General features: G+C 64.1%; 16 protein-coding genes. 14 read left to right on the forward strand and 2 right to left on the reverse strand.

The genetic code is table 11. The features are described 5' to 3' along the window. The first annotated feature begins 357 nt into the window (after positions 1 to 357). The 5 genes from DOM54_RS18975 (at position 358) to DOM54_RS18995 (ending at position 5,944) form a co-directional block, all read left to right on the forward strand. Entirely contained in the window at positions 358 to 1,470 is a 1,113-nt protein-coding gene (locus DOM54_RS18975) for an MDR/zinc-dependent alcohol dehydrogenase-like family protein (RefSeq protein ID WP_110717828.1), read from the forward strand. 76 nt (positions 1,471 to 1,546) lie between these two features. Further along, positions 1,547 to 2,197, forward strand: a complete 651-nt coding sequence (locus DOM54_RS18980) for a DUF2291 family protein (protein ID WP_110717829.1) — start codon at positions 1,547 to 1,549, stop codon at positions 2,195 to 2,197. Beyond that, positions 2,197 to 3,753, forward strand: a complete 1,557-nt coding sequence (locus DOM54_RS18985; protein WP_110717830.1) for a sugar ABC transporter ATP-binding protein — start codon at positions 2,197 to 2,199, stop codon at positions 3,751 to 3,753. The genes DOM54_RS18980 and DOM54_RS18985 overlap by 1 nt, the downstream gene beginning before the upstream one ends. A gap of 28 nt (positions 3,754 to 3,781) precedes the next feature. Continuing rightward, positions 3,782 to 4,936 carry an ABC transporter permease gene (locus DOM54_RS18990; RefSeq protein WP_110717831.1) on the forward strand — a complete coding sequence of 385 codons (1,155 nt, stop codon included), beginning with the start codon at positions 3,782 to 3,784 and terminating at the stop codon, positions 4,934 to 4,936. Positions 4,937 to 4,987: 51 nt separating this feature from the next. Next, positions 4,988 to 5,944 carry a D-ribose ABC transporter substrate-binding protein gene (locus tag DOM54_RS18995; RefSeq protein ID WP_110717832.1) on the forward strand — a complete coding sequence of 319 codons (957 nt, stop codon included), beginning with the start codon at positions 4,988 to 4,990 and terminating at the stop codon, positions 5,942 to 5,944. A 69-nt stretch (positions 5,945 to 6,013) separates the two neighbouring features. On the opposite strand, the gene DOM54_RS19000 is transcribed toward DOM54_RS18995, so the two are convergent. Next, positions 6,014 to 6,823, reverse strand: a complete 810-nt coding sequence (locus tag DOM54_RS19000; RefSeq protein ID WP_110717833.1) for a DeoR/GlpR family DNA-binding transcription regulator — start codon at positions 6,821 to 6,823, stop codon at positions 6,014 to 6,016. Further along, complete coding sequence (locus DOM54_RS19005; protein WP_110717834.1) at positions 6,820 to 7,944, reverse strand: alcohol dehydrogenase catalytic domain-containing protein; 1,125 nt, start codon at positions 7,942 to 7,944, stop codon at positions 6,820 to 6,822. Before DOM54_RS19005 ends, DOM54_RS19000 begins: the two co-directional genes overlap by 4 nt. A gap of 312 nt (positions 7,945 to 8,256) precedes the next feature. Here DOM54_RS19005 and DOM54_RS19010 point away from each other — a divergent pair, with 312 nt between their 5' ends. The 9 genes from DOM54_RS19010 to fdnG all read left to right on the forward strand — a co-directional run bounded on the left by DOM54_RS19010 (position 8,257) and on the right by fdnG (position 22,749). Beyond that, positions 8,257 to 9,819: an FGGY-family carbohydrate kinase gene (locus tag DOM54_RS19010; protein ID WP_110717835.1), complete on the forward strand. Its 1,563-nt coding sequence runs from the start codon at positions 8,257 to 8,259 to the stop codon at positions 9,817 to 9,819. Beyond that, a complete protein-coding gene (locus DOM54_RS19015; RefSeq protein WP_110717836.1) occupies positions 9,816 to 11,642 on the forward strand; it encodes a glycerol-3-phosphate dehydrogenase/oxidase in 1,827 nt (608 codons plus the stop codon). The genes DOM54_RS19010 and DOM54_RS19015 overlap by 4 nt, the downstream gene beginning before the upstream one ends. Continuing rightward, on the forward strand, positions 11,639 to 12,490 hold the full coding sequence (locus DOM54_RS19020) for a class I fructose-bisphosphate aldolase (RefSeq protein WP_110717837.1): 852 nt from the start codon (positions 11,639 to 11,641) through the stop codon (positions 12,488 to 12,490). The genes DOM54_RS19015 and DOM54_RS19020 overlap by 4 nt, the downstream gene beginning before the upstream one ends. 165 nt (positions 12,491 to 12,655) lie before the next feature. After that, on the forward strand, positions 12,656 to 13,876 hold the full coding sequence (metK, locus tag DOM54_RS19025) for a methionine adenosyltransferase (protein ID WP_110717838.1): 1,221 nt from the start codon (positions 12,656 to 12,658) through the stop codon (positions 13,874 to 13,876). A gap of 93 nt (positions 13,877 to 13,969) precedes the next feature. Beyond that, positions 13,970 to 15,223, forward strand: a complete 1,254-nt coding sequence (locus DOM54_RS19030; RefSeq protein ID WP_110717839.1) for a cation:proton antiporter — start codon at positions 13,970 to 13,972, stop codon at positions 15,221 to 15,223. Positions 15,224 to 15,325: 102 nt separating this feature from the next. Continuing rightward, a complete protein-coding gene (locus tag DOM54_RS19035; protein WP_110717840.1) occupies positions 15,326 to 16,672 on the forward strand; it encodes a TAXI family TRAP transporter solute-binding subunit in 1,347 nt (448 codons plus the stop codon). Between the two features lie 47 nt (positions 16,673 to 16,719). Beyond that, on the forward strand, positions 16,720 to 17,214 hold the full coding sequence (locus tag DOM54_RS19040; RefSeq protein ID WP_110717841.1) for a DUF1850 domain-containing protein: 495 nt from the start codon (positions 16,720 to 16,722) through the stop codon (positions 17,212 to 17,214). 25 nt (positions 17,215 to 17,239) lie between these two features. Further along, on the forward strand, positions 17,240 to 19,429 hold the full coding sequence (locus DOM54_RS19045; RefSeq protein ID WP_110717842.1) for a TRAP transporter permease: 2,190 nt from the start codon (positions 17,240 to 17,242) through the stop codon (positions 19,427 to 19,429). Between the two features lie 320 nt (positions 19,430 to 19,749). Then, positions 19,750 to 22,749, forward strand: a complete 3,000-nt coding sequence (fdnG, locus tag DOM54_RS19055; protein WP_240613974.1) for a formate dehydrogenase-N subunit alpha — start codon at positions 19,750 to 19,752, stop codon at positions 22,747 to 22,749. Positions 22,750 to 22,758: the final 9 nt, after the last annotated feature.

A 22,758-nucleotide genomic window follows, 5' to 3' on the forward strand; every position in this document is an offset into this window, starting at 1 on the left:
CGGCACCGACTTCCTTCTCTCTGATGGGTAGTGGCGCACGCGAACCACGCCGCTGCCGTCACTCACGATCACGAGCGTGCATTTTGGCCCTTGTGGTGAACATATGATCTGTTTTAGATCATTCTAACGCATTTTGATCCTGATCAATTTCCCGAATCTTGCCACCAGCTCGACGATAACTTTAGTCGTACATGATCAAATGAATTCATTTTAAGTTTATGTTTATCAATAAGATAAAAATCATTTGGCTAAAGTCTTAGAGTGCATTTTCGCTCTGCGTATTGATGTCTTTTCCGCTGCTGCGCTAAAAACATATGACCAAATATTGATCATGTGTTTAAGCGCAGGAGATCTTCCATGAGCGACGCCACCGTGACATCCACCCAAGCGACTTCCCACGGCGACATTCCCCGCACGATGAAAGCGGTGGTTGCCTACGCACCCAACGATTATCGCTACGAAGAGGTGCCGGTCCCCGAGATCGACGACAAGGAGATCCTGGTCAAGGTCGAGGGTTGCGGCATCTGCGCCGGGGACATCAAGTCCTACGACGGCGCGCCCAGCTTCTGGGGTGACGAGACCCAGCCCGCCTATATCAAGGCACCGATGATTCCGGGGCACGAGTTCATCGGCCGGGTGGTCAAGGTCGGTTCCCAGGTCGAAGGCTACGCCGTCGGCGATCGCGTGATTTCCGAGCAGATCGTGCCGTGCTGGAACTGTCGCTTCTGCGGTCGGGGCCAGTACTGGATGTGCGAGAAGCATGACCTGTACGGCTTCCAGAACAACGTCAACGGCGGCATGGCCGAGTACATGAAGTTCACCAAGGAGGCGATCAACTATCACGTCCCCGAGGAGCTGCCGCTGGAGAAGGCGATCCTGATCGAGCCTTACGCCTGTTCGCTGCATGCGGTGCAGCGCGCCAAGATCGAACTGGGCGACGTGGTGGTGCTCTCCGGCGCCGGCACCCTGGGGCTTGGCATGGTCGGAGCGGCCAAGAAAGCGGGCGCCGAGAAATTGATCGTGCTCGACCTGTTCGACGACCGCCTGGAACTGGCCAGGAAATTCGGTGCCGACCTGACCCTCAACCCCAAGCGCGACGACGTGGTCTCGATCATCAAGGAGATGACCGAGGGCTACGGCTGTGATGTCTACATCGAGGCGACCGGGCATCCCAAGTCGGTCGAGCAGGGGCTGTCGATGATTCGCAAGCTGGGGCGTTTCGTCGAGTTCAGCGTGTTCAAGGATCCGGTCAGTGTCGACTGGAGCATCATCTCCGACCGCAAGGAACTCGACGTGCTTGGATCCCACCTCGGCCCGTACTGCTATCCGCTGGTCATCGAGGGGATCCGCAACGGCGATTTCCCGACCGAAGGGGTGGTGACTCACAAGCTGCCGCTGGAGAAATACGAGGAAGGCTTCGAGCTGATGAAGAGCGGATCGAAGTCACTGAAGATTGTGTTGATCCCGTGATGTCGGCGCGCGGCCGGCGGTCGCCCCCGCTCCGTGCAGATGAAGACGGCGGTATCAGGAAAGAGGGCTTGAAGCGATGAGTACAACAGTTGCCAGTCGGCCAGCAGCGCCGGGCAAGCTGAAAGGGCGCCTGATCATCGGTGCCTGCGTGGTCGTGGTGCTGGCCGCGATGGCCTGGGATACCACGGTGGTCGAGATCGGCCACGAGGCGGAGTTGGCTGGCGGCTTCTCCGCCGAGACCTATGGCGGGGAGCACTTCCCGGCGATTCAGGCGAGCGTCGAGGAGCGTGCCGTCGATGCTGGTGAACTGGCGTCGGCGGTACTCGCGGATTCGGCGGCGGCGGGTCAGAAGTACGGTGTCGGCGGCGGCTTCGGCCCGGTGGTGCCGGTCACTTTCAGCGGGACATTCGGTGAGGCGCGTTCAGGCATCTATACCGTCGACGCCAAGGGCGTGCCCGACGAGGTCACACTGCGCGTGCAGACCGGCCCGGCGATCAATGGCACCGACCTGCGCGACGCCACCGGCGAGATCTCGTTCGGCGAGTTTGCCAACCAGATCGAGTATCAGAACGCGGGGGCGTCGATCAATGATGCGATGAAGCAAGCGGTGCTGGCGGACATCGATACCGCCGATCTGAGTGGCAAGACCGTCAGCGTGACCGGCGTGTTCAAGCTGATCAACCCCAAGAACTGGCTGGTGACGCCCGTCAGCATGGAGGTGCAGTGATGGCTTCCTCCTCGAATCGGCCTGCTCCCGCCGGCGAACCGGTCGACGATGTGGTGCTGTCGGCGCGGGATGTCGCCAAATCGTTCGGCAGCGTGCATGCGCTCAAGACGGTCAATTTCGACGTCTATCGCGGCCAGGTGACCACGCTGTTCGGCGAGAACGGGGCCGGCAAGTCGACGCTGATGAAGATCCTGTCCGGGGTGATCCAGCCGACTTCCGGCGAGATCGTGCTGGAGGGCGAGCCGGTACGATTCGCCTCGACCACCGATGCCCAGCGCCTGGGCATTTCGATCATCCATCAGGAGTTGAGCCTGGCGCCCAACCTGAGCGTCCGCGACAACATCTTCATGGGCCGCGAGATCAAGGGGCCTGCCGGCATCGACTATGCCGAGGAGGCGCGTCAGACCCGGGCGTTGATGGAGGAACTCGACGAGCCGATCGATCCGCTGACGCCGGTGGAGGACCTGCGCCTGGGCCAGCAGCAGATCGTCGAGATCGCCCGCGCGCTATCGGTGAACTCGCGCATCCTGATCATGGACGAGCCGACCTCGGCACTGTCGGCGACCGAGGTCGAGGTGCTGTTCCGGGTGATTCGCGACCTCAAGAGTCGCGGCGTCTCGATCGTCTACATCTCCCACCACCTGGAGGAGGCGCTGCTCATCACCGACCACGCGGTGGTGCTGCGTGACGGCGTGATGACCGCCTACGCCAGGCGGGCGGACATCGATCTGGAGTGGATCGTGCGCAACATGGTCGGCGAGAACTTCGATCTCGGCTCGCCGCCCACCGGGCACGCCATGGGCGACGTGGCGCTGTCGCTCGAGGATGTCAGCGTCGCCGATACCGCAGTACCGGACCGCTCGGTGGTCGACCACCTGTCGCTGGAGGTGCGCGCCGGCGAGATCGTCTGCATCTATGGCCTGATGGGCGCCGGGCGCACCGAACTGCTCGAGTGCGTGGCCGGTCGCGTGCCGCTGAGCGGCGGCCGGGTGGTGCTGGAAGGCGAGGACGTCTCGCACCTGACCATCGCCGAGCGCATTGCCAAGGGCCTGGTGCTGGTGCCGGAAGACCGGCAGCGCGATGGCCTGGTGCAGACCATGTCGGTGGGCGAGAACCTGTCGCTGGCCAGCATCAAGGCGTTCACCCGCTGGCTGCTGACCTCGGGCAGCCGCGAGCGCGGCGTGGTCGACGAGTCGATCGCCAATGTCCATATCAAGACCGATGGGCCCAGGGCCGAGATCGGCTCGCTCTCCGGCGGCAACCAGCAGAAGGTGGTGATCGGCAAGATGCTGGCAACCCATCCCCGGGTGGTGGTGCTTGACGAGCCGAGCCGCGGTATCGACATCGGGGCCAAGGCCGAGGTGTTCAAGCTGTTGGCGGAAGGGGCCGCCAAGCAGGGGCTGGCGGTGATCTTCTCCACTTCCGAAGTCGGCGAGTGCCTGAGCATCGCCCACCGCATCGTGGTGATGAGCCGCGGACACATCGCGGCGGAGTTCGGCGCCGACGCCTCCAAGGAACAGATCATGGCCGCCTCGGGCGAGGCCGTGGTCGCGTGAGCGCTTTTACTCGAAGGGAGTTCTGATTATGTCCAAGCACAGCCAAGCGCCAGCGCGCCAGGGTGGTGGCTTCGATCTGGGGCGAATGCTGCTCGAGGGTCGCGCCTTCTTCGCCCTGATCGCGATCATCATCATCTTCTCGGCGCTGTCGCCGGTCTATTTCTCGACCAACAATTTCTTGACCATGTCGTCCCACGTGGCGATCTTCGGGCTGCTCTCCATCGGCATGTTGCTGGTGATCCTGACCGGTGGCATCGATCTGTCGGTGGGCTCGACCCTGGGCCTGTGCGGGGTGGTTGCCGGCTTTCTGATGCAGGGCGTGACGCTGGATGCGTTCGGCGTGACCCTCTATCCGCCGGTCTGGGTGGTGGTGATCCTCACCTGTGGGGTGGGGGCCTTCATCGGGGCCATCAACGGCGTGCTGATCGCCTACTTCAAGGTGCCGGCGTTCGTCGCCACCCTGGGCCTGCTCTATGTGGCCCGCGGCGTGGCGCTGCTGATGACCGACGGCCTGACCTACAACAACCTCGGTGGCGATCCGGCGCTCGGCAATACCGGTTTCGACTGGCTCGGCTTCAACCGCCTGTTCGGGGTGCCGGTGGGGGTCTGGGTGCTGGCGATCGTCGCGGTCGTCACCCTGCTGGCGCTGGCGCGCACGCCGTTCGGGCGCTGGGTCTACTCCACCGGCGGTAACGCCCGCGCCGCCGAGCTCTCCGGGGTGCCGGTCAAGCGGGTCCAGGTTTCGGTCTATGTGCTCTCCGGCATCTGTGCGGCGATCGCCGGGCTGGTGCTGTCGTCGCAGCTCACCTCCGCCGGCCCCACCGCCGGCACCACCTACGAGCTGACCGCCATTGCCGGCGTCGTCATCGGCGGCGCGGCGCTGACCGGTGGCCGCGGCACCGTGCGCGGCACCCTGCTGGGGGCCTTCGTCATCGGCTTCCTGTCCGACGGCCTGGTCATCATCGGTGTCTCCTCCTACTGGCAGACCGTCTTCACCGGCGCGGTGATCGTGCTGGCGGTGCTGCTCAACAGCATTCAGTACGGCGGGCGCCGGAAACGCGTGGCCAAGCCCGCGGAACCGAAGGCACCCGACACCCCCTCTTCTCCGGCCTCGAGCGGCAATGCCGCGCGCGTGACACCCGAGGCGGAAAGTACGGCCGGTAAACCGGCAACACAGCACTAGCCTCACCGCTGCACGCTAGTCATCACAATCGCAAAAGAAGGGTGATCCATCATGTTCAAGACAGGAAAACGCCTGCTGATCGCAGCCCTCGCCGTGAGCGCGCCGTTGCTCGCCGGAAGCGCCATGGCGCAGGACAAGGGGCTGATCTCGGTCATCGTCAACGATACCTCCAACCCCTACTGGTTCACCGAGGGCAAGATCGCCCGGGAAACGGCCGAGGGATTGGGGTATCGCGCCAACGTCAGCGCCCACAAGGGGGATACCAACACCGAGAGCCGCCAGATCGATACCGCGATCACCAATCAGGCCAAGGCGATCATTCTCGATCCCGCCAATGCCGATGGTTCCGTCGGTGCGGTGCGCAAGGCCGTCGACGCCGGCATCCCGGTGTTCCTGGTCAATGCGGAAATCAACGAGCAGGGGCTGGCCAAGGCGCAACTGGTCTCCAACAACGCCCAGGGTGCCGCCCTCGGTGCGCAGCAGTGGGTACAGACGGTCGGCGACTCGGCCAACTACGTCGAGCTGAAGGGCGCGCCGTCGGACAACAACGCCGCGACCCGCTCCAACGGCTACGAGACGGTGTTGAGCCAGTACCCGGATCTCAAGAAGGTCGGCGAGGACGTCGCCAACTGGGACCGCACCCAGGGGTTCAACAAGATGCAGAGCCTGTTGCAGGCCAACCCTGACATTCAAGGCGTGATCAGCGGCAACGACGAGATGGCCCTGGGTGCGATCGCCGCGCTCAAGGAAGCCGGCAAGCTGGACGATGTCGTGGTCGGTGGCTTCGACGGTTCGCCCGACGCGGTCGACGCGGTCAAGTCCGGCGAGCTCGCCTATACCGTGCTGCAGCCGGTGGCGATCTTCTCCAAGGCGGCGGTGCAGATGGCCGACAAGTTCATCACCACCGGTGAAACCGGTGTCCAGGGCGAGAAGCACCTCTTTGACTGCATCCTGATCACGCCGGATAACGTCGACAAGTACGTCTCCCCGTTCGTGCTCAAGCAGTAAGACGCAAGGCCGTTCCCCCGAAACACCGCCGCGGGCCCTCGCCCGCGGCGGTTTTTTTGTCGCTGACATTCACGGTCTAGCTTCGATCAGTCGATAGTGAATCCCGGCCTCGTCCAGCGTGGTGCGATGCTCGGCGGCAAGGCTTTCATCGATCAGTACGAGGTCGAACTCGTCGAGATCGGCGAGCCGGTGCAGCGCACCTTGGCCGAACTTGGCACTGTGGACGAGCAGTATCCGGCGCTCTGCCGCCGCCATCTGGGCACGCTTGATCTGGGTCACCGTCGGGTCCTGCACGTAGGCGGCAGTGCCGAGGATCGCCGAGGCGGAAAGCATCGCGACATTGGCGCGCAAGTTGGCGAGCGTCTGTTCGCAGAGCAGGCCGAAGGTGGCATTGAAACGGGGCTGGTAGTCGCCGCCCAAAGTGATCAGCTTGATACCGCTGGCGGTCTTGAGCCGGTCGATGCTCTCCAGGCCATTGGTGATCACGGTCAGCGGCTCCCGCGCCGGCAGCAGCAGGGCGAGTTCGGCGGCAGTGGTGGAGTCGTCCAGCATCACCGCTTCGCCGGACGCGATCTCCTCCAGCGCCGCACGGGCCAGGGCCTGCTTTTCCCGCGTAGCGATATGCGAACGCAGCGCGAAGTTGCTTTCGAACACGCTGGAAGAGCGCGTGGTGACCCCTCCGTGCTGCTTGTTGACCATGCCCTGCTCGGAGAGCGCGTCGAGATCGCGGTGCACCGTCATCCGGCTGACGCCGAAGCGCTCGGCCAGCTCGTCGACCTGGGCCGAGCCGGCCTGGATGATGTAGTCCAGCATCGCCTGGCGGCGCGCTGGTGCCCCCCGTGTCACGGTGCGAGTAGTCAAGGTGGCGGGCGAGGTCATGACGCTCCCGTCGTCAACACGACCTTGATCGAGTCGCGCCGGGCGGCGATCTCGAAGCCGTGCTCGAAGTCGGCCAGCGCAACGCGATGGGTGACGATGCCGCGAGTCGTCACCAGCCCGCGGGCCAGCAGGTCGATCGCCACCGGGTAGGTGTGCGGAGAGAGGTGCGAGCCACGGATGTCCAGCTCCTTGCGGTCGCCGATGGTGGACCAGTCGACGCTGGTGGGCTCCTTGAAGACGCTGAACTCGACGAACCGACCGAGCTTGCGTAGCGACTCCAGGCCCTGGACCACGCCGCTCGACGAGCCCGTGGCGTCGATGTAGACCTCGCAACCGTAACCGCCGGTGAGTGCCCGAACTTCCTTGGCAACATCGTCGCGATGCGGATTGAGGCCGTGATCGGCGCCGTAGTCGCGGGCCAGGGTCAAGCGGTCGTCATGGGTGTCGACCAGAATCAGCTGTTTGGGCGTCTTGAGCCTGGCGAGCTGCACCATGGCCAGGCCGATCGGGCCGCCGCCGGCGATCACCACGGTATCGTCGAACTGGATCTCGGCGCGGTTGACGGCGTGAATGCCGCAGGCCAGCGGTTCGAGAAAGGCGGCGTCCTCGACGCTAAGGCCCGGGTCGACCGGGTGCAGCACCGCATTGGCCGGCACACGCAGGTATTCGGCCATGCCCCCATCGGCCACGCCGCCCTGGAAGCCGAAGATATGATGCACTTCGCACATCCAGTAGTGGCCGCGCTGGCAGTAGAGGCATTTGCCGCAGGGGAGAATCTGTTCCGGCACGACGCGATCCCCGAGCGCAACGCCGAAATGTGTCCCGGCACCCTCGCCCAGTGCGACGACTTCCCCCGCGAATTCGTGGCCGACGATCATCGGTGGTTTGACGAAAGGGGCGAAGCGGTCGCCGTCGCCCCAGTACATGGCGGCGCCGTCGCGGCACTTGAGATCGCTCGAGCAGATGCCACAGGCCTGGATCCCGAGAACCAGCTCGTTGGGGCCGGGTCTGGGCGTGGGCACACGCTCCAGCCGGTAGTCGCCGGGGCCACGACAGACCACGGCTTGCATGTCATCGGGTAGCGGCGTTGGTTCCGGACGGGCCGGTTGGGTGGCGGACATCGGAGACTCCGGCGATAGCTAAGTGAAAGCCTGGCAAGGGCATGGCTGAATACAGCGATGACAGCGATGAGTGGTGAAGAAATAACATCAAAACGTGACGATTCGCCCTATGACTTTGGTCTCGGTGAAACCGTTTCTTCGTGGGTGTTATTTTAAATATTTGAAAATAAATTCATTTTAAAAATTTTAGTTCTGGCTTAACACCATCGTCTAACGTCCAGGGATCACAAGATGGTGTTAGAAATGGCGCTCATGAAGCTCTCGCAACGATAGGCAAGTGTGCCGGCGGGGGCCAGTACACGGGAGGCAGCCATGTCACGCGGTCATCTGCTGGGGCTCGATGGTGGCTCCAGTTCCACCAAGGCGGTGATCTTCGATACCCGGGGCAACGTCGTGGGAATCGGGCGGGAAGCGTCCCGGCTCGAGCATCCCCAGGCGCACTGGGTCGAGCGTGACATGAACGTCGCCTGGGCGAGCGCCGCCGAATCGATACGCGCCGCCCTGGCGGCTGCCGGTCTCGAGGGCGGTGAGATTCTGGCGGTGGGGGTCACGGCCCACGGCGATGGGCTTTACCCACTCGATCGCAAGGGTGAGCCGCTCGGTCACGCCATCACCTCGCTTGATAGCCGTGCGGCGGGTATCGTCGAGCGGTGGTGCGAGCAGGGCATGCGCGAGGAGGCGCTGACGCGGATCGGGCAGACGCCTTTCGCCTTTTCACCGGTGACCCTGCTGGCGTGGCTGCAGGCCAATCAACCCGAGCGCTACGCCGCTCTCGGCCACGTCCTGACCTGCAAGGACTGGCTGCGATTCAAGCTGACCGGCGAGATCGCCACCGACTTCACCGAGGCCAGCACCGGCTATACCGACGTCAACACCCAGCGCTACAGCCGCGACGCGCTGTCGATGCTGGGCATCGCCTCGGTCTTCGAGGCCCTGCCCGACGTTCGACTGCCCGAGGAGGTCGCCGGCCAGGTCTGCGAGTCCGCCGCGCGCGTCACCGGCCTCAAAGTCGGTACACCGGTTGCCACGGGGTTGCATGACGTCACCGCCAGCGCGGTGGGGCTGGGCAATATCGCATCGGATACGCTGACCATCGCGGCCGGGACGTTCAGCATCAACGAAGTCTTTTCCGATGCGCCCAAGCCCGACTCGCGCTGGGCAACACGCAATGGGCTGCGCCCTGGCCAGTGGCTCAACATGGCGATTTCACCGGCTTCGTCGAGCAATCTCGAGTGGTTTCATCGGCAGTGGGGGCAGCCGGGAGACGGCGGCACCGGGGCTTTCCTCGCCGACATGGAGGCGGCACTCGACGCCGCCTTCCGCAGCCCGTCGCGACTGGTCTACCACCCTTTCCTTTATGGTTCGCCCTACGACGAGCCGGCCAGTGCCGGGCTGTTCGGTCTCCAGGGCTGGCACGACCGGGGCCATGTCCTGCGCGCGATCCTGGAAGGGGTGGTGTTCAATCACCGGGTGCATGTCGATGCGCTGGCGTCGACGTTCCCCATCGACCGTATCCGGATCACCGGGGGCGGCAGTCACTCGCCTCGGCTGGCCCAACTGTTCGCCGACTCGCTGGGGCGACCGCTGGAAACGTCGCGAATTCAGGAGGCTGCGGCCTGGGGCGCCGCGATCTGCGCCGGGGTGGCAGCCGAAGTATTTCCCTCCATCGAGTCGGCCACGTCGCTTTGCGAGGTCGACCACCGCTACAGCCCCGATTCGGAGCGTCAGGCAGTGTGTCAGCAGGGCTTCGAGCGTTACCAGCGTCTGATCGAAGGCATGAGAGCGCTATGGGCGACGCTGGACGTGGAGGCGTCGCCCCCGGATTCGCCCGACACCCCGACCGAATCCACGCCGACGATGGGAGCAGGACAATGACGGAACCCGCCAATGCCGCGCCGCTGACGCGTCGGCAGACCCTGGATCGCCTGCGCGCGGATCCCGCGGTGTCAGTACTGATCATCGGGGCCGGAATCAACGGCGCCGGGCTGTTCCGCGACCTGGCGCTGCAGGGCGTCGATACCTTGATCGTCGACAAGCAGGACTTCTGTGCCGGCGCCAGCGCCGCACCGTCGCGACTGATCCACGGCGGACTCAAATATCTCGAGACCGGCGAGTTTCGGCTGGTGGCGCAGTCGACCCGCGAGCGCAACCTGCTGCTGCGCAACGCGCCGCACGTGGTGCACCCGCTGCGCACGGCAATGCCGACGCACAGCTGGTGGGGCGGGATCTGGCCGTCGATCCAGCGGTTCCTTCGCCGTCCGGCAAAGATCGACGATCGCGGCATCCTGATCAGCGAAGTTGGGCTGACGCTATACGATTTCCTCGGGCGCCATTTCCGCAGCATGCCACGTCACTCGGTGACGCTGGGGCGCCGGGTACGCGAGTCGCTGCCGGACGTGCGCCAAGACATCAAGGCGCTGCACACATACTACGATGCCGCGATCAGCCAGGCCGAGCGGCTCGGGTTCGAGCTGATCGACGACGGCTGCAGGGCCCATCGCGGCGCGATGGCGCTCAATCATGTCAGCCTGACCGGTAGCGATGATGAGGCGATAATCTTCGCCGATGAAGACGGCAGCGCCTTCCAGGTGCGACCGCGGATCATCGTCAATGCCGGCGGCGCCTGGATCGACGAGATCAACCGTCAGTTGGGGCAGGAAACGCGGCATATCGGCGGTACCAAGGGCGGGCACCTGATCGTCGACGTGCCACAGATCCGCGATCAGCTCGACGGCCGCATGATCTATTTCGGCACGCCCGATGGCCGCATCTGCCTGATCTATCCGTTCATGAACCACGTGCTGGTCGGTGCCACCGACATCCGCTGTACCGACCCGGACCAGGCCGTCTGCGACGACGACGAGCGCGACTACCTGCTCGAAGCGGTGCATTACCTGTTTCCCGAGGTGACGATCGGTCCGGATCAGGTTCGCTACCGTTATAGCGGCGTGCGGCCATTACCGCGCAGCGACGCCGCCGATCCGGGCCAGATCAGCCGCGATCACGCCATCGTCGAGGATCGCATCCACGCCTGGCCGGTGTTGTCCCTGGTGGGGGGTAAATGGACCACATTTCGCGGGTTCGCCGAAGAGGCAGCCGACGACCTGCTGGCGAGACTGGGACGTCGGCGCGAGATCGATACCCGGCTGTTGGCCATCGGCGGTGGGCGGGACTTTCCCCGCGATGCGACTTCGCGGGAGGCGTGGCTCGCCCGGGTGACGGCCCTCTGCGAGGGCGACCGGTATCGGGCCATCACCCTGCTGGATCGCTATGGTACGCGGGGCGAAGCGGTGGCACGGCACTGCGCGGGGATGAACGCTGGCGGCGCCTGCCGCCAGCGGCCGCTGGATTCGCTGGCCGGTTATCGGGTCGGAGAGATCGATTTCGCCTGCCGCTTCGAGCGCGTCGAGCATCTGGCGGACGTGCTGTTCCGGCGTCTGCCGATCGCGTTGGCCGGCCTGCTCGACAGTGCGGTGATCGAGGAGGTCGCGACACTGTGCAGCGGGGCCCTGGCGTGGTCGGAAGACCATTGCCGGGATGAGATCGACAGGGTACGGGAGATCGCGATGCGCACGCACGGTGTCTCGCTCGCCCCGGTTGTTGACGACACCACGGCCGGTGCCACCGAGCTGCCCCTTTCTCCATCGGGAAGCGTCCCGCGCAAGGGGCCTTCTTCCACTCAGGAGTCAGCATCATGACCCACAGGCTTTCCGCCAGCGGATTGAGAACGGGGCGGCTGTTTCGTCGCGAGACCGGCCTGACCTGCATGGTGGCATTCGATCGCACGCTGCTGTCGGGCCCGGTGGCGCATGCGATCGATGCGCGCCGCACCTGCGAAGCCATCGTCAACTCGCGTCCGGATGCGGTACTGCTGTCGCCGGGCGTGCTCAAGTCCTGCGGGTCGCTGTTCGCCGACAGCCGGGCCCCCAGGGTCGTGCTGCGAATCGATTATCCGATGGTGGGCGACTTCACCCTGGCGGGGGAGGAGCATCACCGCATGATTGCCACGCCCGCCCAGGCGCAGGCGATGGGCGCGGATGCCGTGGTGATGTGCCTGATCTCCGGCTACGACGACCCCCGGCGCGAGGCCGACAATCTCGAGGCGGTGGCGGAGACCGCGCGTCAGTGCGAGGCGATCGGGCTGCCGCTGATCGTCGAGGCGGTGGTGTGGGGGGCCAGGGAGGAAGGGCTGCTCGATGGCGAGCGAATCGCGCGAATCGCGAGGATCGCCGCCGAGCTGGGGGCCGACCTGATCAAGGCGCAGTACACCGGCGAGCCCGACGATATGCGGGCTTTGACGGAAAGTTGTCCGGTGCCGGTGCTCGTCCTGGGAGGAGCCGCGATGAACGATGACGAGGCGCTGACGCGATTTACCCGGGGAGCGCTGGACAATGGCGCCAGCGGCGTGATCTTCGGCCGCAATGCCTGGCAGCGCGAGGGCGTGACCGGGGGCATCGAGCGGCTGGTCGCCATCGTGCATGGGCGTGACGCCGACGGAGGCGACGCAGCGCACGGCGAAAGCGATGGCGGCGGTGGCAAAACATAGGCAGCTAGCTATTCTGTGTGTAGACTTTTGTACCCTGTCCCGACCGACTCGGGGCAGCGATGCCGTGCGTCGTTTCATCCGTCCTTCCGACCGGCGGCGCTGCGTTTTGTCAGGCGGGCCGCAAGCGCGGGCCGCAACCAGTGAACGAAGGGATCTCCGTACGCCATGAGTGAATACTCTCTGTTTACCTCCGAGTCCGTGTCCGAGGGGCACCCGGACAAGATCGCCGACCAGATTTCCGATGCCGTGCTGGACGCCATCATCGCCCGTGACAAGCAGGCCCGCGTCGCCTGCGAGACGCTGGTCAAGACGGGCGTGGCCATCGTCGCCGGCGAGATATCCACTACCGCCTGGGTCGATCTGGAAGAGCTGGTGCGCAAGGTGATCATGGATATCGGGTATACCTCGTCGGAGGTCGGCTTCGATGGTGAAACCTGTGGCGTGATCAATCTGATCGGCAAGCAGAGCGTCGATATCGCCCAGGGCGTCGACCGCAGCAAGCCCGAGGATCAGGGCGCAGGGGATCAGGGCCTGATGTTCGGCTATGCGACCAACGAGACCGAGTCGTTCATGCCGGCGCCGATCCACTACTCGCATCGTCTCGTCGAACGCCAGGCGGAACTGCGCAAGAACGGCACGCTCTCGTGGTTGCGCCCGGATGCCAAGAGCCAGATCACCTTCAGCTACGACGACCAGGGCCAGCCCAACGGGGTCGATGCCGTGGTGCTCTCGACCCAGCACGATCCGGACATCTCCCAGGATGATCTGCGCAAGGCGGTGGAGGATCTGATTATCCGCGACGTGCTGCCGGCGAAGTGGATTCACGACAACACCCGGTTCCATATCAATCCGACCGGCAAGTTCGTGATCGGCGGCCCGGTGGGCGATTGCGGCCTGACCGGGCGCAAGATCATCGTCGACACCTACGGCGGCATGGCGCGTCACGGCGGCGGCGCGTTCTCCGGAAAGGATCCGTCCAAGGTCGATCGCAGCGCCGCCTACGCCGGACGTTACGTGGCCAAGAACATCGTCGCCGCGGGGTTGGCCGACAAGTGCGAGATTCAGGTCTCCTACGCCATCGGCGTCGCCGAGCCGACCTCGGTGTCGATCAATACCTTCGGTACTGCCCGGGTCAGTGAAGCCAAGATCATCGAGCTGGTGCGCGAGCACTTCGACCTGCGCCCGCACGCGATCACCCGCATGCTCGATCTGCTCCACCCGATGTATCAACTCACCGCGTCCTATGGGCACTTCGGCCGCGAACCGTTCGAGTCCAGCTATACCTGGACCGACGTCAACGGTGAAACGCAGACCGAGACCTTCACCGCCTTCCCGTGGGAAAAGACGGACAAGGCCGATGCGTTGAAGTCGGCGGCGGGGCTCTGATGAGGTAGCCAAGCGCTGTTGACGACGAACCCGCCGCGGCGGGTTCGTTGCGTTGGGACCTGCGTTCGAAACATCTTTTCCAAGGAGTATGAGGTGCTTGAGCTCGCCGCCATCGTGCTGACCGTGACCGCCGTGCTGGCCTGGTTCAACGAGCGCTATGTCCATTTGCCGGCAACCATCGGTGTGATGGTGATTGCACTGTTCCTGTCGCTCGTGATTCAAGGGCTCTCCAGTGTCGGCATCCATGCCCCGGCGGCGTTGACGCGTAGCTGGGTGGAGGCGCTCGATTTCGATTCGCTGTTGATGAACGGCATGCTGTCGTTTCTGCTGTTTGCTGGCGCCTTGCACGTCGATATCAAGAAGCTGCGCGATTACTGGGCTTCGATCGGCGTGCTGGCCATCCTCGGCACCATCGTCAGCACTCTCTTGATCGGATTTGCCTCGCACTGGCTGCTCGGCATCCTAGGCGTGCCGGTCGCACTGCCGTGGTGTCTGGTGTTCGGTGCGCTGATTTCGCCGACCGACCCGGTGGCGGTGCTCGGCATCATGCGCGGCGCTGGCGCCCCGGACGATATGGAGGTGCGTATTGTCGGTGAGTCGCTGTTCAACGATGGCGTTGCCGTCGTTCTCTTCACGCTGCTGCTCTCAGCAGCGCAGAGTGGTGAGTCTCTGGCGGGCGGGTATGCACTGATGCTGTTCGTCGAGGAGGCTGGCGGCGGGGTGCTATTCGGCCTGCTGCTCGGTTACGGCGTGCATGCACTGATGAAGCGCGTCGATCAGTATCAGGTCGAGGTGTTGCTGTCCCTGGCCATGGTGCTGGGCGGCTATACCCTGGCGACGCATCTGCACGTTTCCGGGCCGATTGCCATGGTGGTGGCGGGGCTGGTGGTAGGCAACCACGCCTGGACTCACGCGATGTCGACGCAGACGCGGCAGCATCTCAACGACTTCTGGGAGCTGATCGACGAGATTCTCAACGCGCTGTTATTCGTCATCATCGGGTTGGAGCTGCTGGCGCTGCCTTTTCATTGGAACTACCTGCTGGTCGCCATGCCGCTGATCGTGCTGCTGATCGCGGTGCGCTTGCTCGTGGTGGCCATCCCCGTCTCTCTGGCACATCGTCATTTCCGGCACGGCTCTATCGCGGTGCTGACCTGGGGCGGCCTGCGCGGCGGGATTTCGGTGGCGCTGGCGCTGTCGCTGCCAGCGGGCGAGGCCCGCGACGTGCTGCTCAACGTGACCTATCTGATCGTGCTGTTCTCTATAGTCTCTCAGGGACTGACCATTGGCGCGCTGGTCCGGAGGGTGCTCTCGACAGGGGGGAAGGGGGTTAGACTTTGGTTGTAGTTGCGCTGCTACCCATGGCAAGCCTGCCTGCGGTTACTTACTCTTATCGCTGATTAATTGACAGAAAATACGTTTTCTCGGGAATCAAGATCGGGGTGAATCATGACACGACGCACAGGGCTGCTGATCGCGGCGCTCGGACTTTCCGGCGCTCTTCTGGTGGGCTGCGGTGACGATGGCGACGAGCAGACCAGCGATTCGCAATCTTCTCAGCAGCAAAGTGGCACCTCGGCGAATACGGCCGGGTCTGATAGTACGGGCAGCGGAAATGCTGCAGACGATCAGCAGACTGCCGCGCTCGGCGAGGACAATGGCTCAGGCGCGAGTGGCGAGCCGGTGAACCTGATCTTCGGCACCGGCGGTACCGGCGGCTCCTACTATCCGATCGGCGGCGCGCTGAAGAGCGTCTTCGAGCAGAGCGATCTGGTCAATGGCGTGCAGGTGGTCTCGACCGGCGCCTCGGTGCAGAACATCAACAACATCACCGACGGCCTCAACCAGGTCGCCATCGTGATGAGCGACGTGGCCTATGACGCGGTCAAGGGTCAGAACCAGTTCGACGGCCAGCCCGCCGATATCGAGACCATCGCCGGGATGTATCCGAACGTGGTGCAGGTCGTCGCCACCGCCGACAGCGATATCCACAGCATTGCCGATCTGAAAGGCAAGCGCGTCGGCGTCGGCAAGGTCGGCTCCGGGGTCGAGCAGAGCGCCGCCAAGGTGCTGGAGTCTGCCGGTCTGAGCTACGACGATCTTGCCCAGGTCAGCCATACCGGTTACGCCGACAGCGTCACCGAGATGAGCAACGGCAATCTCGATGCCGCGTTCTTCACCTCCGGCGTTCCCAACTCCAGCATCACCGGTCTGATGCAGAGCACCGACATCACCTTCGTACCGGTCAGCGGTGACGTCGCCTCCACGCTGCTGGAGAAATATCCGTACTACGAGAACTACGAAATCCCGGCCGGTGCCCCCGAGCGCTACAACCTGGGCGACGCCGTGGATACGGTGGCGATCCGCAACATCCTGATCGTGCCGTCCTCGATGCGCGATGATGTCGCCGAGGACCTGGCCAAGCGCTTCCACGACTACCTGGAATCCGGCAACGTTTCCGTCGGCGCACTCAAGCAGTTCGATCCTGCGACCATGGACCAGAACCTGGTCGTGCCGTTGCACCCGGGGGCCGAGGCGTATTACGAGACGCTGGCTGGCTCCGCGGATGCGACGTCCGGCGACGACGCTACGACCGCTGGCGACAACAGCGATCTGTCGGAAGAGACCGCCTCCATGCCGGCCAACGAGCAGGCGGCCACGACCGAAACCGATGGCGCCGAATCCAAACCGGCCAAGCAGACCAGCGCCGAGACGCCAGAAGACAATATCGAGACGACCGAAGGTAGCGACACCAACGGCAGCGAGAATGCCCAGGACAAAGAACCACAGTCCTGAGCGCTGGCGGGCGTCACCGGCAGGTACCGCGATGACGTGCGATCTCGATGCGTAAAGCCTGGTTGAGTCATGCAGCGGTGGCGATCCTCCTGATCGCCACCGCTTCGGTTCCGCTGCCGTGGTTGGTCATCCGCGAAGGGCTACAGTGGCGGTTCGCGTTTCCCGGCTGGCAGGGGACGACCTTTACCATTCGCTGGATGCATTCGGTCGAAAAAGAGGACTGGGAAGAGTGGTTCAGGGTGACCGACGACGACGCCATCGAGATTACCGGGACGCGCTTCAAGACCTTCGGCGCCGGTGTCCCGTCGGATGCCGGCACCGAAACGCTTCTCGAGGACGGTTGGGTGGTGATGACCGGGATCGATCGCGAGGTCGATCCGCTGGCTGTCCAGGCCGCGACAGAGGAGCACTACAGGCTGATCTTCGCCGGTCACACCATCGCGTTGTCTCAGGACGATCCGCCGCCGATTCTCACCTTTTCCATCATCAGGGTGCCGTTGTGGCAAGCACTGCCGGCGCTGTTGCGTCCCTGGTTATCGTAGATCCCCGCCTGGCGAGGAAAGAAGTATGTCCGAACAAAAAGTCACGGTTTCCGCCGAGGGTCCCGAGGATCCGTCGGTCAAGGAGGCGCTGGAGAAATTCGATCGTGAGAGCCTGGTCCGGGATCGACTGCCGCACAGGGTGATCCAGTTCGTTACCGCGGTGTCGGTAATGTTGGCGCTGTTCCATCTCTACACCTCGTTTTCCGGGCCACTGGTGGACGTTGCCCAGCGCAGCATTCACCTCTATACGCTGCTGGGGCTGGCATTCATTCTCTATCCGTTGACCCGCAAGGGCGCGCGGGACCACGTGCCGTGGGGTGACGCCATCCTCGCGCTGGTCGCCTTCGGCATCGGTGTCTACATGCTGACGGTGTCGGATCGGGTCATCGCTTCCGCGGGGCGCATCAACAATGTCGACATGGTGGTCGGCTTCGTGGCGATTCTGCTGGTGCTGGACGCCACGCGTCGGGTGACCGGCTGGGGGCTGACGATCCTGGCCGCGCTGTTCCTGGTCTACGGCTTCTACGCCAAGCTTTCGTTCTATCCACAGGTGAACGAGGCGATCGTTCTCGCGACGTGCAAGCAGATCGTCTCGCACCTGGTGTATATCACCGAGGGCTTGCTGGGCACTGCGATCGGGGTCTCGGCGAGCTACATCATCCTGTTCATCCTGTTCGGCGCCTTCCTCGGCAAGTCCGGCCTGGGGCAGCTGTTCAACGATCTGGCGCTGGCCATCGCCGGGCATACCCGAGGCGGCCCGGCCAAGGTAGCGGTCATCGCCAGCGGCTTCCTCGGGTCGATCAACGGCTCCGCCATCGCCAACGTCGTGACGACCGGCGCCTTCACCATTCCGCTGATGAAAAAGACCGGCTACAAGCCCAATTTCGCCGGCGCGGTGGAGGCCGCGGCCAGCGTCGGCGGGCAGATCCTACCGCCGATCATGGGCGCGGCGGCGTTCATCATGGCCGAGGTGCTCTCGGTGCCTTACACCCAGGTGATCCTGGCCGGGATCATCCCGGCGCTGCTGTTCTATCTCGGGGTGCTGTTCCAGGTGCATCTGCGAGCCATGCGCAATGGGCTGGAAGGGATTCCCCGTTCTCAGTTGACCCCGCTCAAGGAGGTGATGCTCAAGCGCGGCCATCTATTGATACCGATGGCGGTGTTGCTGTGGTTGCTGTTCGAGGGCCGGGCGCCGTTCTTCGCCGCTTTCTGGTCGATCGCCGCGACGGTGCTGATCTGCGGCACGCGTCGCGTGACCCTCGGCCTGAGCCTGATCCTGATCCTGCTGATCTTCGAGCCACAGCTGCGGGCGCTGGTCGGCGGGCATGCCCTGCCCAACTTCCCGGCCAGTCGCTGGATGCTGTTCGTGATCATCGCGGTTCCGGTGGCGATCAATGCGCTTCGGGCCAGGCTCGGGATGGTGGCCGAAAAAATGGATGTCGGGGATTGCCGTGACGCCATGCACGATGGCGTGCGCAATGCGATTCCCGTGGCGGTGGCCTGCGGAGCGGTGGGAATCATCGTGGGCATCGCCACGCTCACCGGCATTGCGCTGGAGGCGGCGGATGCCGTGGTGACGCTGGGCCAGCAGATTCCGATTCCGATGATCCAACTGCTGGTCACGCTGGTGCTGACCATGATCGCCTCGATCGTGCTGGGCATGGGGCTACCCAGTATCCCGACCTACATCATCACCAGCACCATGGCGGCGCCGATCCTGCTCAACCTGCCGATGTTCCGTGAGTTGGCCGGCAGCAATGAGACGGCGATCTTCGTCGCCCACATGTTCGTCTTCTACTTCGGGCTGTTCGCCAACCTGACGCCCCCCGTGGCGCTGGCCGCCTATGCGGGCGCCGGTATCAGCGGCGGGTCACCCAACGCCACCGGCTTCCAGGCGATGAAGCTGGCGATCGCCGGGTTCGTGGTGCCGTACATGTTCGTGTTCGCCCACAGCATGCTGATGATCGATGCGACGCTTTGGAATACGCTGTGGGTCATCGTGACCGGTGTGATCGGCGTGTTGCTATTGGCGGTCGCGGTGGAGGGTTACCTGCGCCGGCCGCTCAACCCCTTCTGGCGAATACTGGCGGCGGTCGGCGCGCTGGCGCTGATTTTCCCGGGGTTGGCCAGCGATGTCGTCGGTGCGGTGATCACCGTGGTGCTGTTCCTGCTGGCCAAGGCCAAGCCGCCCCAGCAGGCGCCCGTCGGCGGCTGACGGCTGCCCGACAGCGGTCTGCCTCTGCACGACGATGCAGAGTTCTACGGCAACGCCCGCGCTCCCGCCAGGGAGGGCGGGCGTTTTCGATCTCGGGACGGTCGAACGGACCGGGCACGTTGTCGGCGGCGGTAACGATCCATCGAGTGACGTCGGCGGGCATTCCCGGCAGAGGTTTGCTATAAGGAATCCAAGGCACCCGTCCGGCAGCAGAGGTGTCAGTCAAAGACCGATGAGGATAACTGATGGCTATCAACGTCACTCGGCGCCAGTTTTTCAAACTGGGCGGGGCGGGGTTGGCGAGTTCGAGCCTGGCGATGATGGGGTTCGCCCCGGAGCCCGCCGAGGCCTCGATTCGGCAATTCAAGCTGACCCACGCCAAAGAGACTCGTAACACCTGCACCTACTGCTCCGTCGGCTGCGGCATTTTGATCTACAGCCGGGGCGACGGCTCCAAGAACGTCGAACAGAATGTCTTCCATATCGAAGGCGATCCCGACCATCCTGTGTCTCGTGGTTCGCTCTGCCCCAAGGGCGCAGGCCTGCTCGACTTCGTTCATAGCCAGGGGCGGCTCGAATATCCGCAAGTTCGCGAAGCGGGTTCCAGTGAATGGACGCGAATCACCTGGGATGAGGCGCTGAACCGAATCGCCCGGCACATGAAGGACGATCGCGACGCCAACTTCGTCCAGCGCAACGCCCAGGGGCAGACGGTCAATCACTGGACGACGACGGGTTTCCTGGCGGCGTCCGGTTCCTCCAACGAAGCCGGTTACATCACCCACAAGGTGGTGCGCAATCTCGGCATGGTGGCGTTCGACAATCAGGCACGCGTCTGACACGGACCGACGGTGGCAGGTCTTGCCCCTTCATTCGGTCGCGGTGCCATGACCAATCACTGGGTCGACATCCGCAATGCCAATCTGATTCTATCGATGGGCGGCAACTCGGCCGAGGCGCACCCCGTGGGCTTCCGTTGGGTCACCGAGGCCATCGAGCACAACCACGCCGAGCTGATCACCATCGATCCTCGCTTCACCCGCACCGGCGCCGTGGCGCAGGACAAGGCGTTCATCCGTACCGGCACCGATATCGCCTTTCTCGGCGGGCTGATCAGCTACCTGATCGAGACCGACCAGATCCAGCGCGAATACGTGTTGAACTACACCGACGCGGCGTTGATCGTGCGCCCGGATTACGGTTTCGAGGACGGCCTGTTTTCAGGCTACGACGAATCGACCCGCAGCTACGACAAGCAGTCGTGGATGTACGAGATGGGCGACGATGGCTTCGTGCGCCGCGACGAGTCGCTGAGCGATCCCCGCTGCGTCTACCAGCTGTTGCGCGGGCACTACTCGCGTTACACGCCGGACATGGTCTCCAGCATCACCGGGATTCCGGTCGAGACCATCCAGCGAATCTGGAAGAAGATCGCGGCGATGGCGGTGCCCGACAAGACCATGACCATCCTCTACGCGCTGGGTTGGACGCAGCACTCGATCGGCTCGCAGATCATTCGCACCGCGGCCATGGTCCAGTTGCTGCTGGGCAACATGGGCATGCCTGGCGGCGGCGTCAACGCCCTGCGCGGGCACTCCAACATCCAGGGGCTGACGGATCTGGGATTGCTCTCCCAACTGCTGCCGGGCTACATGACACTGGCCAACGCCAAGGAGCAGGAGTACCGCGCCTATATCGACAAACGTGCCAAGCAGCCGACGGTGGAGGGGCAGGTCTCCTACTGGAAGAACTACGAGAAATTCCACGTCAGCCTGATGAAGTCATGGTTCGGCAGGGCCGCCAACGAGGGCAACAACTGGTGCTTCGACTGGCTGCCCAAGCTCGAACGGCCGCTCTATGACATTCTCGATACCTTCGAGCGCATGTCGAAGGGGGAGCTCAATGGCTACTTCTGCCAGGGCTTCAACCCGCTGGCCTCCTTCCCCGACCGGGCCAAGGTGACCCGAGCGCTGGCGTCACTGAAGTATCTGGTGGTGATGGACCCGCTCAATACCGAGACCAGCGAGTTCTGGAAGAACTACGGCGAATACAACGATGTCGACCCGAGCCAGATCGACACCGAGGTCTTTCGTCTGCCGACCTGCTGCTTCGCCGAGGACGATGGATCGATCGTCAACAGCGCGCGCTGGCTGCAGTGGCACTGGGCGGCCGCGCCGCCGCCCGGTGACGCTCGGCCGGATACCCGGATCATGGGCGAGTTGTTTCTCAAGCTGAAACAGCTCTATCTCGATGAGGGCGGTGTCTTTCCCGATCCGATCCTCAACCTGACCTGGGATTACAAGATCCCCGCGGACCCCAAGGCGGAGGAGCTTGCGCGGGAGTATAACGGTCGCGCGCTGGAGGATCTCACCGACGAACAGGGCAACGTGACCCGGCGTGCCGGCGAGCAGCTTGCCGGATTCGCGGAACTGACCAACGACGGTCGCACGGCGGCCGGCTGCTGGATATTCACCGGCTGCTGGACCGAAGACGGCAACCAGATGGCGAATCGCGACAATTCGGACCCCTACGGCACCGGCAACACCCTGGGCTGGGCCTGGGCCTGGCCGATGAATCGCCGCATCCTCTACAACCGGGCCAGCGCCGATCTGCAGGGCCGTCCGTGGGGCGCCAACAAGGCGTTCATCTGGTGGGATGGCCGGCAGGGAGCCTGGGTCGGTGCGGACGTGCCGGACTTCCCGACCCACTCGCCGCCATCCCAGGGGCAGATGCCGTTCATCATGCAGCCGGAGGGGGTTGGCCATCTGTTCGCCGGGCAGAGCATGGTCGACGGGCCGTTCCCCGAGCACTACGAACCGTTCGAGTCGCCGGTGCCGCAGAATCTGTTGCACCCGGGCAAGGAGAAGGCGCGCAACAATCCGGCCGCCCGGATCTTCGACGAGGACCGCGAAGCGCTGGGCAAGCCGGAGGAGTTCCCGCACGCGGCGACGACCTATCGTCTGACCGAGCATTTCCACTTCTGGACCAAGCACGCCGAGCTCAACGCCATCGTGCAGCCGCAGCAGTTCGTCGAAATCGGCGAAGCGCTGGCTAGTGAGATCGGCATCGTCGCCGGGGATTGGGTCAAGGTGTCTTCCAATCGTGGATTCATCAAGGCGGTGGCGGTGGTGACCAAACGGCTGCGGCCGATGATGATCGGCGACAAGCAGGTTCACCACGTGGGTATTCCGCTGCACTGGGGCTTTACCGGCGTGGCCAAGAAAGGCTACCTGGTCAACGCCCTGACCCCGTTCGTCGGTGACGCCAACACGCAGACGCCGGAATACAAGTCGTTCACCGTCCGCGTCGAGAAGGCATAGGGAGCTCGC

Origin of the sequence: Salinicola acroporae (assembly GCF_003206615.1) — a bacterium.
GTDB classification, from domain to species: Bacteria; Pseudomonadota; Gammaproteobacteria; order Pseudomonadales; family Halomonadaceae; genus Salinicola; species Salinicola acroporae.

Excerpts from the sequence above, each read along its gene's own strand:
- DOM54_RS18975 (WP_110717828.1), top strand. The coding sequence starts at position 358 with ATGAGCGACGCCACCGTGACATCCACCCAAGCGACTTCCCACGGCGAC.
- DOM54_RS18980 (WP_110717829.1), top strand. The coding sequence starts at position 1,547 with ATGAGTACAACAGTTGCCAGTCGGCCAGCAGCGCCGGGCAAGCTGAAA.
- DOM54_RS18985 (WP_110717830.1), top strand. The coding sequence starts at position 2,197 with ATGGCTTCCTCCTCGAATCGGCCTGCTCCCGCCGGCGAACCGGTCGAC.
- DOM54_RS18990 (WP_110717831.1), top strand. The coding sequence starts at position 3,782 with ATGTCCAAGCACAGCCAAGCGCCAGCGCGCCAGGGTGGTGGCTTCGAT.
- DOM54_RS18995 (WP_110717832.1), top strand. The coding sequence starts at position 4,988 with ATGTTCAAGACAGGAAAACGCCTGCTGATCGCAGCCCTCGCCGTGAGC.
- DOM54_RS19000 (WP_110717833.1), bottom strand. The coding sequence starts at position 6,823 with ATGACCTCGCCCGCCACCTTGACTACTCGCACCGTGACACGGGGGGCA.
- DOM54_RS19005 (WP_110717834.1), bottom strand. The coding sequence starts at position 7,944 with ATGTCCGCCACCCAACCGGCCCGTCCGGAACCAACGCCGCTACCCGAT.
- DOM54_RS19010 (WP_110717835.1), top strand. The coding sequence starts at position 8,257 with ATGTCACGCGGTCATCTGCTGGGGCTCGATGGTGGCTCCAGTTCCACC.
- DOM54_RS19015 (WP_110717836.1), top strand. The coding sequence starts at position 9,816 with ATGACGGAACCCGCCAATGCCGCGCCGCTGACGCGTCGGCAGACCCTG.
- DOM54_RS19020 (WP_110717837.1), top strand. The coding sequence starts at position 11,639 with ATGACCCACAGGCTTTCCGCCAGCGGATTGAGAACGGGGCGGCTGTTT.
- metK (WP_110717838.1), top strand. The coding sequence starts at position 12,656 with ATGAGTGAATACTCTCTGTTTACCTCCGAGTCCGTGTCCGAGGGGCAC.
- DOM54_RS19035 (WP_110717840.1), top strand. The coding sequence starts at position 15,326 with ATGACACGACGCACAGGGCTGCTGATCGCGGCGCTCGGACTTTCCGGC.
- DOM54_RS19040 (WP_110717841.1), top strand. The coding sequence starts at position 16,720 with ATGCGTAAAGCCTGGTTGAGTCATGCAGCGGTGGCGATCCTCCTGATC.
- DOM54_RS19045 (WP_110717842.1), top strand. The coding sequence starts at position 17,240 with ATGTCCGAACAAAAAGTCACGGTTTCCGCCGAGGGTCCCGAGGATCCG.